The 17,293-nt window shown below is 45.3% G+C and carries 11 protein-coding genes; 10 read left to right on the forward strand and 1 reads right to left on the reverse strand.

The features are described 5' to 3' along the window. Positions 1-139: 139 nt before the first annotated feature. The 8 genes from MHI21_RS13225 to MHI21_RS13260 all read left to right on the forward strand — a co-directional run bounded on the left by MHI21_RS13225 (position 140) and on the right by MHI21_RS13260 (position 14,690). On the forward strand, positions 140-1,108 hold the full coding sequence (locus MHI21_RS13225) for a LacI family DNA-binding transcriptional regulator (RefSeq protein ID WP_165176780.1): 969 nt from the start codon (positions 140-142) through the stop codon (positions 1,106-1,108). 305 nt (positions 1,109-1,413) lie between these two features. Beyond that, a complete protein-coding gene (locus MHI21_RS13230; RefSeq protein ID WP_235309800.1) occupies positions 1,414-2,367 on the forward strand; it encodes an ABC transporter permease subunit in 954 nt (317 codons plus the stop codon). A 13-nt stretch (positions 2,368-2,380) separates the two neighbouring features. After that, on the forward strand, positions 2,381-3,277 hold the full coding sequence (locus MHI21_RS13235; protein WP_342418330.1) for a carbohydrate ABC transporter permease: 897 nt from the start codon (positions 2,381-2,383) through the stop codon (positions 3,275-3,277). Positions 3,278-3,400: 123 nt separating this feature from the next. Further along, on the forward strand, positions 3,401-5,026 hold the full coding sequence (locus tag MHI21_RS13240; protein WP_342418331.1) for an ABC transporter substrate-binding protein: 1,626 nt from the start codon (positions 3,401-3,403) through the stop codon (positions 5,024-5,026). A 25-nt stretch (positions 5,027-5,051) separates the two neighbouring features. Then, the gene (locus MHI21_RS13245) at positions 5,052-7,520 is read left to right on the forward strand and encodes a PfkB family carbohydrate kinase (protein ID WP_342418332.1); all 2,469 of its coding nucleotides are present in this window, start codon (positions 5,052-5,054) and stop codon (positions 7,518-7,520) included. Continuing rightward, positions 7,517-9,790 carry a GH32 C-terminal domain-containing protein gene (locus MHI21_RS13250; RefSeq protein ID WP_342418333.1) on the forward strand — a complete coding sequence of 758 codons (2,274 nt, stop codon included), beginning with the start codon at positions 7,517-7,519 and terminating at the stop codon, positions 9,788-9,790. Before MHI21_RS13245 ends, MHI21_RS13250 begins: the two co-directional genes overlap by 4 nt. 190 nt (positions 9,791-9,980) lie before the next feature. Then, complete coding sequence (locus MHI21_RS13255) at positions 9,981-13,982, forward strand: GH32 C-terminal domain-containing protein (RefSeq protein ID WP_342418334.1); 4,002 nt, start codon at positions 9,981-9,983, stop codon at positions 13,980-13,982. Between the two features lie 495 nt (positions 13,983-14,477). Beyond that, positions 14,478-14,690, forward strand: coding sequence for a hypothetical protein (locus MHI21_RS13260; RefSeq protein WP_342418335.1), 213 nt, complete (start codon positions 14,478-14,480; stop codon positions 14,688-14,690). A 71-nt stretch (positions 14,691-14,761) separates the two neighbouring features. Here the strand turns inward: MHI21_RS13260 and MHI21_RS13265 are convergent, their stop codons facing one another. Further along, the gene (locus MHI21_RS13265) at positions 14,762-15,130 is read right to left on the reverse strand and encodes a helix-turn-helix domain-containing protein (protein WP_342418336.1); all 369 of its coding nucleotides are present in this window, start codon (positions 15,128-15,130) and stop codon (positions 14,762-14,764) included. 207 nt (positions 15,131-15,337) lie between these two features. Here MHI21_RS13265 and MHI21_RS13270 point away from each other — a divergent pair, with 207 nt between their 5' ends. Together MHI21_RS13270 and MHI21_RS13275 are read left to right on the forward strand one after the other, a co-directional pair. After that, a complete protein-coding gene (locus MHI21_RS13270) occupies positions 15,338-16,306 on the forward strand; it encodes a nitronate monooxygenase (RefSeq protein WP_254330413.1) in 969 nt (322 codons plus the stop codon). A 526-nt stretch (positions 16,307-16,832) separates the two neighbouring features. After that, the gene (locus MHI21_RS13275) at positions 16,833-16,931 is read left to right on the forward strand and encodes a hypothetical protein (protein ID WP_342420208.1); all 99 of its coding nucleotides are present in this window, start codon (positions 16,833-16,835) and stop codon (positions 16,929-16,931) included. The last annotated feature ends 362 nt before the right edge of the window (positions 16,932-17,293 follow it).

Genomic DNA, 17,293 nt, shown 5'->3' on the forward strand with positions numbered 1-17,293 from the left:
TGTGATTGAATCAGGTGGCACGAAATTCATATGCGGGGTAGGCAATGAAAAAAGTCAGAAAAAAAGCGCTTCAAAAAATAATTGAAACGTTTCCAACTTAGTGCTATTATAATTCCCATAAGAGAGATGGGGGGGTTAAATGCCAAGTATTAGAGATGTAGCTAAGGTAGCTGGTGTTGCTGTGGGAACGGTGTCCCGAGTTATTAATAACTCGGGCTCTGTAAAACCAGATACACGAAGGAAAGTGGAGAAAGCTATACAAGAACTGAATTATTTTCCTAATGAAGTCGCTCGAAATTTTAAAATGAGGAAATCCAAGATGGTAGCCTTGCTGCTTCCAAGTATCTGGCATCCTTTTTTTTCTGAACTAGCTTATTACATTGAGGATGAGTTGGATCGGGAAGGCTTTAAGCTCATGTTATGTAATAGCGGCGGCAAGCCAGAAAAGGAACTGTATTACCTGGATATGCTACGGCAAAACAAAGTGGCTGGTATTGTCGGCATTACTTACAATGATATAGAAAATAGCGTAAGCAATGACATTCCGATTCTAAGTATTGACAGACATTTCAACAAAAAAATCACTTGTGTAACCTCAGATAATTATGAGGGAGGCCGTCTAGCTTTGAGGGAACTTGTTAAAGCAGGGGCCCAGAAACCGGCTTTTATGGGAAGTGTAACTTCCGTTTTTAGTGAAACCATGAATCGAAGAAAAGGTTTCATTGATGAGGCGAAAAAATTAGGTGTAGACTATGTTGTATACGAGAAACCAGATCCTATTGTGGACGACGAAGCCTATTTTGGCGAATTTCTATCTAAGCATCAGGATGTGGACGGCATTTTCGCTATTACCGATATGTTTGCCGCCAAATATATAGAAAGAGCAGGTAGGCAGGGGATTCGTATTCCCGAGGATGTAAAGGTCATCGGTTACGACGGCATTCAGGATCATCGTTATTTTCATCCGATATTGTCTACAATCAGGCAGCCAGTGGAGGAGATGGCACGTTTGACAATCAGACTACTGTATCAAAAGATCGATGGTATAACTTTAGATCAGCAAGTGTATCGTCTCCCCGTTATCTTCAGACAAGGCGAAACTACATGATTTTATTGTAAAGATATTAGCTCGTAAAGTCGGATCACAGTCTGAATATGCAAACTTGACTTTCTCTTATAGAAAATTGGAAACGTTTCATTTGACAATCAGACTACTCTGTTAAAAGATCGAAGGAATAAGTTTGAATCAGCAAATGTATCATCTCCCGTTATCTTAGGCAAGTTTTTTTTAGATTGGAAAAACTTCAGCTCATTCGGTGGATTTATGGTATGGATCACCGACTGACGTTTTTCTTATAATAAATTGGAAACGTTTCAAAAATGAAAATATCCTTTTAGAAGAAAGGGAGTGTAATGGTGAATTCAAGAACTAGTGAGTTGGATCATTCCACGATCAAGCCAAATCGCAAAATATGGAACCAGGTCAAACGGGATTATGAACTGTATCTGTTTTTGCTGCCAATCATTATTATTTATCTCGTATTTAAGTACTATCCGATGTATGGAATACAAATTGCTTTTAAGGATTTTTCACCAAGTCGGGGAATCTGGGGAAGCGAGTGGGTAGGCTTTAAGCACTTTATTGATTTTTTCGATTCCTATAACTTCTGGACGATTATGACGAATACACTTACACTCAGTGTTCTATCGCTTGTGTTTAGCTTCCCAGCTCCGATTATTATAGCGATTATGTTGAATCAGATGCTGGCCAAAAGATACAAGAAAATTGTACAAACTGTAATTTACGCACCACACTTTATTTCTACCGTAGTGCTCGTCGGTATGCTTAATGTTTTTCTATCTCCAAACAGCGGAATCGTGAATCACATCATCACCTTGTTCGGAGGAGACCCCATTATGTTTTTGGCCGACGAAGGTTGGTTCCGTCCTTTGTATATTTTATCAGGGGTTTGGCAAGAGACAGGTTTTGCTACCATCATTTACCTTGCTGCACTGGCAGGGGTCAATCCAGAATTGCATGAAGCCGCGATTATGGATGGAGCAAGCAAATGGAAGCGCGTAATGCATGTGGATATTCCAAGTATTTTGCCGACGATTGTCATCTTATTGATTCTCGCACTCGGTAACATTATGGGCATCGGTTTTGAAAAGGCTTTCCTTATGCAGAACGATTTGAATTATGCCACTTCCAATATCATTCCGACCTATGTTTATGAAATCGGGATTCAAAAGGCACAATACAGCTTTTCTACGGCAATTGGTCTGTTTAATTCTGTTGTAAATATTATCCTGATAATCACCGTCAACCGGATCGCCAAGAAGTTGACTGAAACCAGCCTGTGGTAAGGGGGAGTTCATTTTGAATCAATTATTAAAGAGAAAAAGTAAGGGAGACCTATGGTTTGACATCATCAACTACGTCATGCTGACCATAGTTATGCTGCTTGTATTATTCCCGCTGTATTTTGTATTGATTGCTTCACTTAGTGACCCCAATCTCATCTACTCAGGAGAAGTATGGTTTTTTCCAAAGGGTTTTACGCTGGATGGATACGGGCGGATATTCAGTGATTCATCTATATGGATTGGTTATGCCAACTCGATTTTATATGCGGGTCTAGGAACATTAATCGGAGTAGCCGTGACCGTATGTGCAGCTTACCCGTTAGCTCGTAAAGGACTGGCGGGAAAATCGGCGATTATGTGGTTTTTACTGATCTCCATGTTTTTTAGTGGAGGGCTGATCCCAACCTATTTGCTGATAAAAGATCTTCACATGCTGAATACGATCTGGGCACTTGTTATTCCTGGAGCGGGAGGTGTGTTCAATGTCATTATCGTAAGGACTTTTTTTCAGTCGACCATCCCAGATGAAATGTGGGAGGCAGCTTCGATCGATGGTTGTTCCAATACCAGATTTTTTTGGAGCATTGTATTGCCTTTGTCTAAGTCCGTTATAGCCGTAATGGTACTGTATCATGTTGTCGGGTTCTGGAATGGTTTCTTTGACGCTTTGATTTACTTGAACGATGAAAGCAAGTATCCATTACAACTGGTCCTTCGCAACATTCTTGTCCAGAATCAGGCCAACTCGAGCATGATGATAGACGTGGAATCCTACGCAGCGAAGATGCGCGTTACAGAGCTTATCAAATATGGTGTCATCATGGTATCCAGCCTACCGTTGCTGATTTTGTATCCTTTCCTGCAAAAATACTTTGTTAAAGGCGTGATGATCGGCTCGATCAAAGGCTAACATTGTCAGGGTGCCTGAAAGGGGGAATGTGCAACAGAATACCTAAATTCAGCATTCAGACAAGTAAATAACAAGGACAAGGGAAGTTCTCGCTTGTGGACTGACATAAGGAGGTTATGTACGATGAAATTATTCAAAAGGGCTGGAATTCTAATGCTGGCTGGAGTGTTTGCTCTTAGCGGATGTTCGGGAGGCGGTGGCGAGTCAAAAAATCAGACGGTGAATCCGGATCAGGATTCGAATTTTAATAAAACCGGTCTTCCGATTGTTAAAGAAGCAGTGACATTAAAGATGGTATCCCCAAAAGCTGCTTTAGCGCCAGATTACTCAAAAATGGAAATATTTAAGCGGCTGGAAAAACAAACAAACGTAAAAATTGAATGGGAAAACATTCCGGACACTGACTTTGCAGAGAAGAAAAATTTGTTGTTGGCCAGCGGAGATTTGCCAGATGCCTTTTACGGAGCCGGATTCACAGATTACGAGCTGATCAATTACGGTAAAGACGGAACCATTATTCCGCTGGAGAATTTAATTGATAAATATGCGCCTAATTTGAAAGCGCTTCTCAATCGTCGGCCTGACATTAAACTAGCCATCACAGCACCAGACGGTCACATCTATGGGCTGCCGTCGTGGGAAGAGAATAAGCTCGATACCAACCCCTTCTTTCACGTCATCAATAAAAATTGGCTCGATAAACTGGGCTTAAAAGTACCTCAAACGTTGGACGAATACACGCAGGCTTTGATTGCCTTTAAAACGAAGGATCCGAACGGCAATGGCAAGGCTGATGAAATCCCATTAAGCTTTATGCACATGCAGTGGTGTAGTGACATTGCTGGCATATTCGGAGCTTTCGGTCTTCCGGATAATTTGGAACATCGGATCGTCCGCGAAGGTAAAGTGATCTTTACCGCTTCGCAACCTCAATATAAGGAAGCATTAAAATATATTCATGATAACTGGTATAAGCAGGGGCTGATTGACCCTGAATCGTTCACCCAGGATGCCGCTCAGTATTTAGCAAAAGGCAAAACACCAGATGAAACGCTCGGCTCCTACGTTTGGTGGGAAGTCGAAGAAGTTGTCGGACCGGAGCGTAGTAAGGATTATGCTCTGCTGCCCCCGCTTAAAGGCCCAAATGGAGATCAAATGGTTGGTCGCAACAACGGCGGAGGACCGGGACGAGGTAGCTTCGTGATTACAAAGGAGAACCGTTATCCGGCAATGACGATGCGTTGGATCGATCAACAGTTTGACCCTTACATGGCGGCTCAAATTCACTGGGGTCCGTTGGATGTCGTATTCAAGAAGGACGAAAAAGGAAAATTGGTGAACCTGCCGCTTCCCAAGGGAGTCTCAGCAGGTGAATTCCGTCAAAAAGTGGCTCCAGGCACAGGAAATCCGGGCGTCATTACTTTCGATGACTTCGGAAAAGTTGTTGATATGGAACCCCGAGCTCAGAAGCGTGCTGATTATCTGGAGAAATATTACACTCCATATATGAAAAAGGAAAACTATCCGAGCATCTTCTTTGAACCGGATGAACTAGATAAAATCAATCGGATTGAGCCAGAACTTATTAAATATGTAAATACCCAAAGAGGCAAGTTCATCGTCGATGGCGACGTAGATGAAAAGTGGGACAGCTATGTGAAGACACTCGAGAAGATGGGGCTGAACGAATTAATGGAGATCTATCAAAAAGGGTTGGACCGATATAATGCAAATTTAAAAAATAAATAATCAAACGATAGGTGGGGAGAAAACTGTGCTTGATGTAATAACCATTGGGGAAGTATTGATAGACTTTACGCCATCAGGTCGTACAGCGGGAGGCAACGAGCAGTTTGAATGCAATCCTGGAGGGGCTCCGGCTAACGTAGCAGCTGCTCTATCCCGTTTAGGAGCTAGAGCGACGTTGATTAGCAAAGTTGGGGATGATCAATTCGGTTCCTTGCTGCACGATACCTTGATGAACGGCGGCATCGACGTGTCTGCGCTTACGTTTACAGATGAAGCCAATACAACGCTGGCATTTGTTCATCTGGATGACAACGGAGACCGATCGTTCAGCTTCTACCGGAAGCCAGGAGCGGATACATACTTGCGCACGCAGGATGTCCCGTTCGATAGGATTGAAAACTGCCATGCACTGCACTTTGGTTCTTTGTCGATGACCCATGAGCCCGCCCGTACGGCAACAAGAGCGGCAGTTGTGAAGGCTAAAGAGGCAGGAGTCCTACTTTCATTCGATCCGAACATCCGGTTTGCTTTATGGGAGAGTAAAGAGGAAGCGAAACAGAATATCATTTGGGGCATGAAGTATGCCGACATCCTGAAAATATCGGAAGATGAGCTCCACTTTATAACGGGTACAACTGATGTGGAAAAAGGCTCGCTAGAGCTGCAACAGCAATTCGGCATCGCTGGGATCTTCGTAACTTTAGCGGAAAAAGGCTGCTATTACCGATTAGCGGGTCATGACGGATATGTGCCGGGTTTTCAAGTAGAGGCCATTGATACGACAGGAGCCGGCGACGCTTTTCTGGGCTGCTTATTATATAAGATACTGAATGCTGGTATTTCTTTGAATCAGCTGACCAAACAGCAAATCATCGGTATGCTAACTTTTGCTAATGGCGGTGGTGCATTAGTAACCACACGGAAAGGGGCTCTTCAATCTATGCCGACGACAGATGAAATTACCCAGATAATCGAGACAAATAAACAGCACGATGATGATAGATTTAGGCCGGGTTTTCATTTTTCACCTCACTCCCACTGGTTGAATGATCCGAACGGATTAGTCTATTACGAAGGAGTCTATCATCTGTTTTATCAACACCATCCTTATAGTAACCAATGGGGACCAATGCACTGGGGTCATGCTGTAAGCCAAGACCTGGTTCATTGGGAGCATATGCCTATCGCTCTGTTCCCGGATGAGCACGGCGCTATTTTCTCCGGTTGCTGTGTGGTTGACTGGAATAATAGCAGCGGACTGTTCGATGGTTCCCATGGATTGATCGCACTCTTCACTCATGCAGACAGCTGTCCGGAGACCGGACAACCTCGCCAGCGGCAAAGCCTAGCTTACAGCAGCGATAAAGGCCGAACTTGGCACAAATATGAGGGGAACCCAATACTCGACGAGCATGATCTGGTCGACTTCCGGGACCCCAAGGTGTTCTGGCATTCGCCAAGTGAATGCTGGATTATGGCTCTTGTTGCTGGAGACCACGTTCGGTTTTATCGTTCCGACAATTTGCGTGAATGGTCGTTGTCAGGCGAATTCGGAAAGAGTGAAGGCTCGCATGACGGAGTTTGGGAATGCCCTGATCTCTTTGAATTGCCGGTTGACGGCAGCGGATGTTCCAAATGGGTACTTATCATAAGCATCGGGGATAATCCCAACTGTCCGGAAGGCTCACGCACGCAATACTTTATCGGAGAGTTCGACGGAAATACGTTCATCAATGACCATCCGGCCGATCATATCCTGTGGCTGGATTATGGCCGGGACAATTATGCGGGGGTCACTTGGTCGGATATAGCTGAGCAAGACGGACGGCGCGTGATCATCGGATGGATGAGCAACTGGAAATATGCCAACCAAACGCCTACCGGAGCCTGGAGAGGCGCAATGACTCTACCTCGCGTCTTATCATTGACCAGCAGAGACGAGGGCGTAGTTCTGACTCAAATGCCTGTCCGGGAAATAGAGCAGCTGCGAAAAGGAACGCTCTGCTGGAATGAGGTCAAGGTTACGCCGGCGGTGCCGTTTACGCAAAAAATGAATGATGTTCTGCTTGAGATTGAAGCGGATATCGACATTCGTTCCGGGGACGAGGTTCATATCAAAATGAAGTCCTCTGGGCAAAGTGAGACTATTATCGGATATGACCCTGTGCGCCAATGGCTATTCATCGACCGTTCAAAATCAGGCCTGACTGACTTCCACCCGTCGTTTGCGTGCAAGCACGGTGCTAGAATGGTTCCGGAGAATGGAAAGATCAAGCTGCATATCTGGCTGGATCGCAACGCGGTTGAAGTGTACGCAAATGAGGGTTTGGTTGTACTGACGGATCAAATATTCCCTGATGCTCCGATGGATCGTATTGAGATAAGTGCGAAAACAGGGGAAGTTGTACTGAACTCGTTTCATATCCATGCTCTTAACTCCATCCATATTCCCAATGGCCCTACGGAGCAGGCATCAAGGAGGGTTGAAGTATGAGCCATGCAACCGATAATCGGGGATTGATCATGTATTGGGCCTTCAATGAAGGAACCGGTACAAGCGCTCTGGAGAGCGTATCCCAAGTCCAGGATAATATCCAGTACGTATTTAACCAAGCGGAGTTTACTAAACCTTGCCCTCCACGGTGGAGACAGGGAGTAATTGGAAATGGGCTCCTGTTCGATGGTTATTCGACTTACATTGCGCATTCGTTCGATGAGGGAAATCAGAACACCGAGCCAGAGTATCGCTCAGCGCTAAGCATTGGAGTATGGGTAGCCCCACGCTCCTATGAATGGGGGGATGATGGCAAATTGTCTGCCATCGTGAACCGCTACAACCTGGATCGCAAGCAGGGTTATCTGCTCGGCATGTTCCGTCACGGTTCCTGGTCCTTCCAAGTCGGGCTGGAAGGAGGGGATTGGAAGGAACTTTGGTCGCCGGACGGCCATGAACTGCCCAAGAATGAATGGTCATACGTGAATGCTGTGTTCGATGGGAACCAAGGGGAAATCAAGCTGTATTTGAACGGCAGTGAAATCGCTTCAGCTGCCGTGCCTCGTGGTTCCCGCCTAGCTGAGGCGGCGGACACGGATCTTCTTATCGGCAAGAATAACCATAGCAGCCTGCTGGCGGAAGTGTTCAGCCTGCACATGTTTAGCGGTATCGTTGATGAACTCAAGATTTATAATCGGGCGCTGAGCGCGGAAGAAGTGGCCGCTTCTTATCGGCATGTGCTGGATACCTTTCACGAAGGTATCCGGCCGCAATTAAACTATGACGAGATCAAGCTGGACCGGACGCCACTGCTGCTTGATCGGCACAGACCGCAATATCATGTTAGCCCGCCAGCCCATTGGATGAACGAACCCCATGCACCGATCTATTTTGACGGGCAATATCATTTGTTCTATCAGCATAACCCGCATGGGCCGTTCTTTCATCAGATCCATTGGGGACATTGGGTAAGTCAGGATTTAGTGCATTGGCGTGATCTTCCCGTGGCCCTGGCACCCGAAAAGGATCAGCTCGCACCAGACGGGATCTGGTCGGGAAGCGCAAGCTATGATGCAGATGGCCTGCCTGTCTTGTTCTTTACGGCGGGCAATGACAGCGCTTCGCCGAATCAGAGCGTGGCGCTTGCCCGAAGCACCTATACCCTTGACGGAAACCCGGATCTGGTTCACTGGGTCAAACATCCGGAGCCGTTGATCGTGCAAAAAAAGGGAATGGGCGCATTTGGGGATTTCCGGGATCCGTTCGTATGGAAGGACGATGACGGCTGGTATGCTCTGGTCGGGTCCGGAATCGAAGGCGGAGCAGCACTGGCATTTGCGTCACAGGATATGCTGAATTGGATATATAAGGGGCCATTTTTTAAAGCGGATATTCAGAAGTTTCCTTACCTTGGACCCATCTGGGAGCTCCCTGTTCTTCTTCCTCTTGGCAGTGACAAGCAGGGAGTGAACAAACATCTCCTGCTTGTCAGCCCTGTGGGGAAGGGAGCGGATGTCGAGGTGTTCTATTGGATCGGGCAACTTGACAAGCAAAATCTTTCGTTCATCCCCGATCAAGAAGAACCTCAATTGATTGACGTCGGGGATTTCCATTTTACCGGACCGAGCGGAATGGTTGATCCGAAGACCGGCAGAAATATCGTCTTTACGATAGCCCAAGGCGACCGGACGTCCGAGATGGAATATAAGTCGGGCTGGGCTCATAACGGCGGCTTGCCGTTAAGCGTGTATTTGAGGGATGACGGACGTCTGGGAATAGAGCCGATTCAGGAGCTTCAATCGCTGCGTGGCGCCAAGCGGCTATCGCTTCGGGACCAGTCATTGGCTGAAACTAATGTACAGCTCAGGGATGTTCGTGGTGACATGCTTGAGATTCAATTGGAATTGGAGCCCGGCAGCGCCAAACAATTTGGAATCAAGGTCCGTTGTACGCCGGACGGAGAGGAAGAAACTCTGCTGTATTATGATTGGAATCAAGCGATGCTCATGGTCGACCGGTCGAAAACGACACTGCATCCGGGAGAAAAGTGCAGAGGGATTCAGGGCGGTAAGCTGGAGCTACTTGGGGAGAATCTGAAGCTTCATATTTATTTGGACCGCTCCATGGTCGAAGCCTATGCAAACGGATTGAAAAGCCTGACAACCCGGGTGTACCCGAGCCGTATGGATGCTTTGGGACTCGAGATTTGGGGAGATGGAGAACCGTTTGTTAAATCCTTGGATATATGGGATATGCAGTCCATTTGGTAAGACGATTGCTTAGGCGCTCCTTACTAATGGGGTCATGCAGCAAATGATCAAGTAACTTCGCTTTTCTCTAATTGGAAACGTTTCATATATTTTCTCCTTTCTTCTTGACTTTCATCTTTGTACTAGGAGAGCATTTCGAAATGAAGTATCGATGTTTGAAAGTGCAAGAAATTTCGAAGGAGGATCTAGAATGAGAAAGGTAAAAATAAGAAAATATTGGATATCAGGAATGCTTATATGGGCTATGGTGCTCCAGCTTGTTATTCCAGGAATCTCCGCAGTAGCCGAATCTAGAACTGTTGCTGGGAACACGCTCATTCCTAAAAATGACGTAGACTCGTCGGTTACGAATGCGGTTTATCAAATCAAGAATATTCCTAAGAATGACGTGGGATTGTCAGTTACGGATTCGGTCTATCAAATCCGGAATCCTGGATTTGAAACAGGAGATTTGACGGGATGGACCGTTGTCAAAGGCAATGCGTTCGGTCCGAATAGCGTGACAGACGAAACGACTTGGTGGGCGGAAAAAATACCGTATAACCAGGAAGGCGCTTATCATTTAAACGGCTGGAAGTATGACGAATCTGCGACAGGTGTACTTCGTTCCAGCACTTTCGAGCTGGGCGGAAGCGGCTGGATCAGCTTCAAGCTTGGCGGTGCGAAGAACCCAGACAAGGTATTTATAAATATTGTGGAAGTCGATACGGGACAAGTTATTGCCCGATACGGAAATAGCGCATTCGCCGACGTTGGCTTCCCGGAGCCTGTGCAGGGCATGCGGCTTGCCAATATGGTGCAATACAAGGCGGATCTTTCCACACAATTGGGCAAGAAACTGTATGTGGAGGTCGTCGATAATGCAACCTCAGATTGGGGAATCATTTTTGCGGACACATTCTCCGTGTACCATGAATCGGAGCCAGCTGAAGGAATGGTTGCAACGGATATCAAGCCAGATTTCAAACGCTATGAAATCGATAATCCAAGCTTTGAAACCGGAAATCTCGATGGCTGGACGGTTGAGGGAGATGCTTTTGAAGTGACCGATGAAGCTCATGCGAGCAAAGAAGGGAACTTCTATGCCAAATCCTCCGTGCAAGGTAAGGGCTCCATCACCTCTAATACTTTCACGCTTCAGGGAACCGGAACAATTAACTTTACTATTTTGGATATCCTCAAACCAGAAAACGCATATGTTGCACTTTACGATGCGAACAGCAACACATTGCTTATGAAAACCGGGAATGTCAACGCGAACGAGAAAATCTCATGGAAAGTGCAAGAACACTACAACAAGAAGCTCTATGTAAAGGTCATCGATCATTCCAATGAAGCCAGCATTGCCGTTGATGGGTTCCAAGCAAGTGGTGTAGGTACCATTTTCTACTTAAACCTTGATGAAGGCGCAGGAAAGAAAGTGTTGGAGAATGTACGCAATCTTAAGCATGATGTGAACTATGTATTTAACAACGCCAGGTATATGGCATCGAAGGATCCAAGATGGACTCCGCGTGGAATAAAAGGCGGTGCCTTGTTGTTTGATGGATACTCGAATTATATTGAGGTCAATGCAAAGGATACTGTGCCTGTAAGCGACGCGTTAACCATCGAAGCTTGGGTTGCACCGCGGAGCTATGAATGGGGAGACGGAAACAAGCTGTCTGCGATCGTAAACCAATCCGATCAGGATAAAGCGGAAGGCTTTTCTCTTGGAATGTATCGGCACGGTACATGGTCGATGCAAGTAGGCATTGGCGGCCAGTGGATTCAGGTATGGGTAAAGGATCACCCGTTGGAAAAATACAAGTGGAATTATGTGGCCGCTACTTTCAGTAAAGAAGATGGAAAGATTAAGTTATATCTAAACGGTGAGGAAGTGGCTTCCCAAGCAACCCCCGTCAACGTTCCGATCACACCATCTACCGAAAGCATGATCATCGGTAAAAATAATAAACCTGTAGAGTTAGCAGGGTTGTTCTCCTTCAATATGTTCAGCGGACTCCTAGATGAAGTGAGGCTGCATAATAAAGCCCTTACGAACCAGGAGATACTTGCTGGATATGAGAGCGTGAAGGCGCTTCATGGAGGTTCGATTCCGAAAATTCAGAATGCGGACATTGATGAGGATCCAAGTGTGTTTGACGGAGATCAGCACCGGCCCCAGTACCACGCGATGCCTCCGCAAAACTGGATGAATGAAGCACATGCACCGATTTATTATAACGGCAAATACCATTTATTTTATCAGCATAACCCGCAAGGTCCATTCTGGCATCAAATCCACTGGGGGCATTGGGTGAGTGACGATATGGTGAACTGGGAAAATGTAAGACCTGCTCTTGCGCCCGAAGCGGGCACCCTTGATCCGGACGGCACGTGGTCAGGCAGTGCAGCGTATGATCCAAACGGCAACCCCGTTCTGTTCTATACCGCCGGCAACGACTCCCTGTCGCCGAACCAAAGAACCGGGCTGGCAACTCCGGCGGATTTGTCCGATCCCTATTTGGAAAAATGGGTGAAATATCCTAAACCAGTAACGGAGCAGAACGGAAAAGGCATCCACAACGAGTTCCGCGATCCGTTTGTATGGTACGACAAAGAGGTGGACAAGTGGTATCAGCTAGTGACATCTGGTCTTCCAGACTTCAGCAGCGGCACAGCTTTGGTGTATGTATCCGATGATATGTACAATTGGGAATATAAGGGGCCGTTATACGTTAGTGACAGAAGCCGTTATCCGGAGTTGGGGACGGTATGGGAGCTACCAGTGTTATTGCCGTTAGGCACGGATAGTACGGGCAAGCAAAAATATATTTTCATGGTTAATCCCCATGAAAAGCCGGAGCATGTTCCTCCAGCGAACGATGTGCAAAGAGATGTTGAGGTCTTTTACTGGATCGGGACCTGGGACCGGGATAACTTTAAATTTATTCCTGATCAGGAGGCACCCTCCAAAATGGATGTAGGTGACGGCTATTTAACCGCAGAGAGCGGTCTGGTCACACCTGACGGAAGAACGGTCGTATTCTCCATGGTGCAAAATGTAAGAACACCGCAAGCCGAATATCAATCCGGATGGGCTCATAATTTATCTTTGCCGGTTTCCCTAAGCCTCGACAAGCATGATAAATTGCATATCGAACCGATTAAAGAACTGCAGAGCCTTCGAGGGAAAAAATGGGTTGATTTTTCGGACAAAAATTTGGAGAGTGCCAATCAATTGATTAAGAATGTAAAAGGCGACATGCTAGAGATTGTGATGGAAATTGATCCGCGTGAAGCCCAAAAATTTGGTCTCAAGGTGCGACGCTCGGAAAAAGGCCAAGAAGAGACGCTCATTTACTACGACAAGAAGAACGGGACATTTAACGTGGATCGAACCAAGAGCAGCATTGATCCGGATGTGCGTGTGGACGGCATTCAAGGAGGATATGTAGATCTTGACGGAGAGAACCTGAGACTTCATGTCTTTCTCGATCGCTCGGTCGTTGAAGCTTTTGCAAATTACAAGAAAAAGCTGACAACTCGTGTCTATGTAGGCAGATTCGACTCCTTGGGCTTGCAGATCTGGGCCGATAGCGATATCACTGTCAAATCCATGCAAGTATGGGATATGAATTCCTTAACGGGTAAACCGGCTGCTCCGGTCTATGTACCCGATAACTGGGATAACTCCGTGTATACAAATATTACGGATCTACCTAACCATGACTTTGCTACAGGCGACTTAACAGGATGGATGACGGAAGGAGACGCCTTCCAGAATGTCCATGTGACCAATACCCAATTCTTCTGGGACACCATTTATTTTAACCCGTCGCATAAAATTCCGGGCGGCTACCATTTGTGGGGCTTCAACGAGCAAGCCGGCGGCGACAGCTTGACAGGAGCGCTAAGATCTCAAAATTTCGTCCTTGGTGGGAACGGTAAGATCAACTTCCTTATCAGCGGCGGCCGGGATATAGACCGTCTGTATGTTGCGCTAGTTCGGGCGTCGGACGGCAAAGAGTTATTTAAAGAGACAGCGACCAATTATGAGGAATATCAACGGAAGATTTGGGATGCGTCGGATTATATCGGCGAGGAGCTTTACATTAAGGTGGTTGACCACTCCAAAGGCGGGTTTGGACATATTAACGTCGATGATTTCAACGTACCTGTTCAGGTGAAGAAGAAGACCAACAACTGACCTTGTCAATACAGAACACCCGTGAGTCCTGCAGTCACTCCAAGCAAACCGAATAGTCAGAGCAGCTTGCCATTCGAAATGGCAAAGGAGAACGGCAGGTACTTGTAAAACGAAGCTGAACCAATTTTATTTGGATGGGAGATAAAAATGTATTTAATTTAATGATTCGGTGTATCAAAATGGATATTTCAAAACAAGTTGCTATTGTCAGCGGTTCAAATCGAGGTTTAGGCAAACATCTAGCTCTTGAACTTTAGCAAGAGGAGCTAAAGTATACGCTGGTGCGAGGAACCCAGAATCAGTCGATCTGCCTGGTGCTATTCCACTACAACTCATATTACTGATCCGAAATCTGTGGTAGCTGCAGCAGAGATCGCAGGGGATGTTACCCTTCTAATTAACAACGCTGGTTCAGCAACGGGTGCTTCTCTGCTCACAGGTGAGCTGGATGATATTCATTTGTAATTCGACACTCATGTTTCTGGTACACTTTCAATGATTCGCACGTTCGCACCAGTGATTGAGAAGAATGGAGGGGGTTCGATTCTGAATATCCTATCCGTATTATCTTGGATCAATATAGGCGAAGGAGGGACATATTCAGCTGCAAAATCTGCTCAATGGGGAGTAACTGTTACCCGATATGTTATGCAATTAGAAGTAGTGGCAAGGCCATTCCTTTTGAGGTGGACTAGAATGGCTGGCTGAAGGAGCAATCCTGAACATACATTTGGTCCGGATGGCGAGATTTTATGTGCTGGCTGATTAGGGGGTAGCCTTTATCCTTCATCTAATTCAGACTTCTCCCCATATTCTTTACCGAATTCCTCCATCTTCTTTAGGACAGGCAGCAGTTTGTTTCCTTTCTCTGTCAGCGAATATTCGACCCGTGGCGGAACTTCCGGATACACATCGCGCTGAATAATTCCGTCGTCCTCCAGCTCCTTGAGTTGCTTGGTGAGCGAGCCTTGCGACAAGCCTCTCAGGAAATTTTTTATCTCGGTAAACCGGCGTCTTTCCCCTTCCAGATACCAGATAATGAAATATTTCCATCGCCCCGAAAGTACATTTTGCGTAAAGGCTATTGCGTACATATTTCTTTTTTTATCAATAAACTCTTTTTCAAATCCTTCATTACATACCCTCATGATATCGCTCCCAGTCTAAAAGTACAAAAATATGTACTACGTTCATTTAAATTGCCTTCTTTGCAAATGAAACGTATGGACTTATGATAGTGCCAAGGCTGCTAACTAATTAGCAAGCTAATGATTATTGTAACATAACCCGGAGAGCAGACCAATTAAGCTTTACAGTATTATGCCAATAATGGTGCTAAAGAGAGGATAATAATTATGAAAAATCGTGTAACAGAAATTCTTGGTATTGAAAAGCCCATTTTACAAGGACCTATGAGTTGGATTACGAATGCTGAATTTGTTGCTGCCGTGAGTAATGCGGGTGGTTTAGGGATTCTTGGTCCGAATGCCGGTCAAACGACAATTACAACCTCTCCAGAGGAAACCGCAGAACGTATGCGCCGCGAGATTCGTAAAACAAAGGAACTGACGGATAAACCATTTGGTACAACTTTGATTACTGATGCAGATATGAAGTTCACTTGGCCAATTTTAGAAGTTGTCATTGAAGAAGGTGTTCAAGTTATTCTTCTTAATGGTGTTGAAGGAACATTGACTGAAAAGATCATTACCCCATTAAAGGAAGCGGGCATTAAGATTGTTTATCGTCCTTTGACTCCAACGATCGAAGATGCAAAGGCTGCTCAAGCTATGGGTGTTGACGTTTATGTTGTTACTGGATTTGATGAGGGTGGAACATTGCCAACAAGTATCATTGGTACGTTTACAATAACTCCTATGATCGTTGATGTGCTTGATATTCCAGTTATCGCTGCTGGTGGAATCGGTGATGCTCGCGGTGTTGCCAGCGCCTTTGAATTGGGGGCAGAAGGTGTCTTTTTAGGAAGCCGTTTTATTCCTACTGTTGAAAACCCCGCAGCACAATCAGTAAAGCAAATGATAGTGGATTCATCTGCAGCAGATTTGTTGTTGTACCGTACTTTACCAGCTTACTACCGTTCGTTGCCTACACCGTTTGCTGAAAAATTGGTGGCTATGGATAACCAGGGCGCATCTCGTGAAGAAATTGCTAAGGTTGGGGGTAGTTCAAGTGTAATCCGTATCGGTATGCTTGAAGGTAACGGCGAAGGTGGTATTATCACTGTTGGTACTGGAATTACCCCAATCAAAAAGATCCAAACTGTACAAGAAGTGGTTGATGAGTTGGCAGCTGGTATTAAGTAAAACGGAGACCCATCCTTTGAATAATACGCTTGAATTACTTTAAAATCATACCTCTGTTCGTTCTTATGCGAATAAACCCTGACGGCGGAACAACGGGAGGCCATCTTTAAGGCAGCTAATCAAACGAATTTACCTAAATATGTGATTCCGTTGGTGGGGCTATGTATCGGTATTCCGTCGGGAGATAAGCCTGCTCTTAAGCCGCGGTTACCTCTAATCCATGGTATTATTTGAAAACCAGTATCAGCCACTCGATAAAGAGTAATTAGAGCCGTCTATGATAATATCAGACTGAAGTATTATGAAGGCCGTCCTATTAAAGCTCCGTTCACCGAATGATTGGATATATTAACTTGGTTACAAGAATGGTATTATTTACACTGCGATGAAGATTGAGAGCATCAAGAACGAATAAAATAACAACGCTTGATAATCCAGGATGGCAAATTTAAATTAATTTAAAAGAAACAGAACTAGAAACAAAAAATTTAATGCGCTTATAATAGAGAGAAGCGATGATGACTGGATTCACTGCAATATCGAGAGCAGTTTATTTTCTGCAGGGGGCCCAGGAAATCTAGGTGAAATGCTATCTATATGCTATAGATGGGTAAAGTTAGATTAATACTCGGTATCGCAGAGAATGATAAAACAGATGTTAAGCCTTAGAACTTTTTAACCCATGCTTAGGCGGGTTTTCTTAACTGTGGAACTAAGCTAGCTCAAGATAAAGCAGAAGCCAAAAGACTTTGGGTTGAACGTGTGCTGAAAAAAAAACAAAATTCTCCTGTACATCGACACAAAGTTACCTACCAAAGAAACCCTTAATTTTTAGAGATTTTTCTGTTTTTAGTAGGCAACTTTGTGTCATTATTTCGTGACACAAAGTTGCCTACTTGACTGGGAAATGACACTAAGTTACCTACTTGACTGGAAAAGTAAAAGTCTTATGCAATAGCATTACTGATACAGCTATGCTTATCTGTT

Source organism: Paenibacillus sp. FSL H8-0168 (genome assembly GCF_038592955.1).
Lineage (GTDB): Bacteria > Bacillota > Bacilli > Paenibacillales > Paenibacillaceae > Paenibacillus > Paenibacillus polymyxa_B.

Bases quoted from the DNA above. Each gene is read 5' to 3' on its own strand.
- MHI21_RS13225 (WP_165176780.1), top strand. From the start codon at position 140: ATGCCAAGTATTAGAGATGTAGCTAAGGTAGCTGGTGTTGCTGTGGGA.
- MHI21_RS13230 (WP_235309800.1), top strand. From the start codon at position 1,414: ATGGTGAATTCAAGAACTAGTGAGTTGGATCATTCCACGATCAAGCCA.
- MHI21_RS13240 (WP_342418331.1), top strand. From the start codon at position 3,401: ATGAAATTATTCAAAAGGGCTGGAATTCTAATGCTGGCTGGAGTGTTT.
- MHI21_RS13250 (WP_342418333.1), top strand. From the start codon at position 7,517: ATGAGCCATGCAACCGATAATCGGGGATTGATCATGTATTGGGCCTTC.
- MHI21_RS13255 (WP_342418334.1), top strand. From the start codon at position 9,981: ATGAGAAAGGTAAAAATAAGAAAATATTGGATATCAGGAATGCTTATA.
- MHI21_RS13260 (WP_342418335.1), top strand. From the start codon at position 14,478: ATGATTCGCACGTTCGCACCAGTGATTGAGAAGAATGGAGGGGGTTCG.
- MHI21_RS13265 (WP_342418336.1), bottom strand. From the start codon at position 15,130: ATGAGGGTATGTAATGAAGGATTTGAAAAAGAGTTTATTGATAAAAAA.
- MHI21_RS13270 (WP_254330413.1), top strand. From the start codon at position 15,338: ATGAAAAATCGTGTAACAGAAATTCTTGGTATTGAAAAGCCCATTTTA.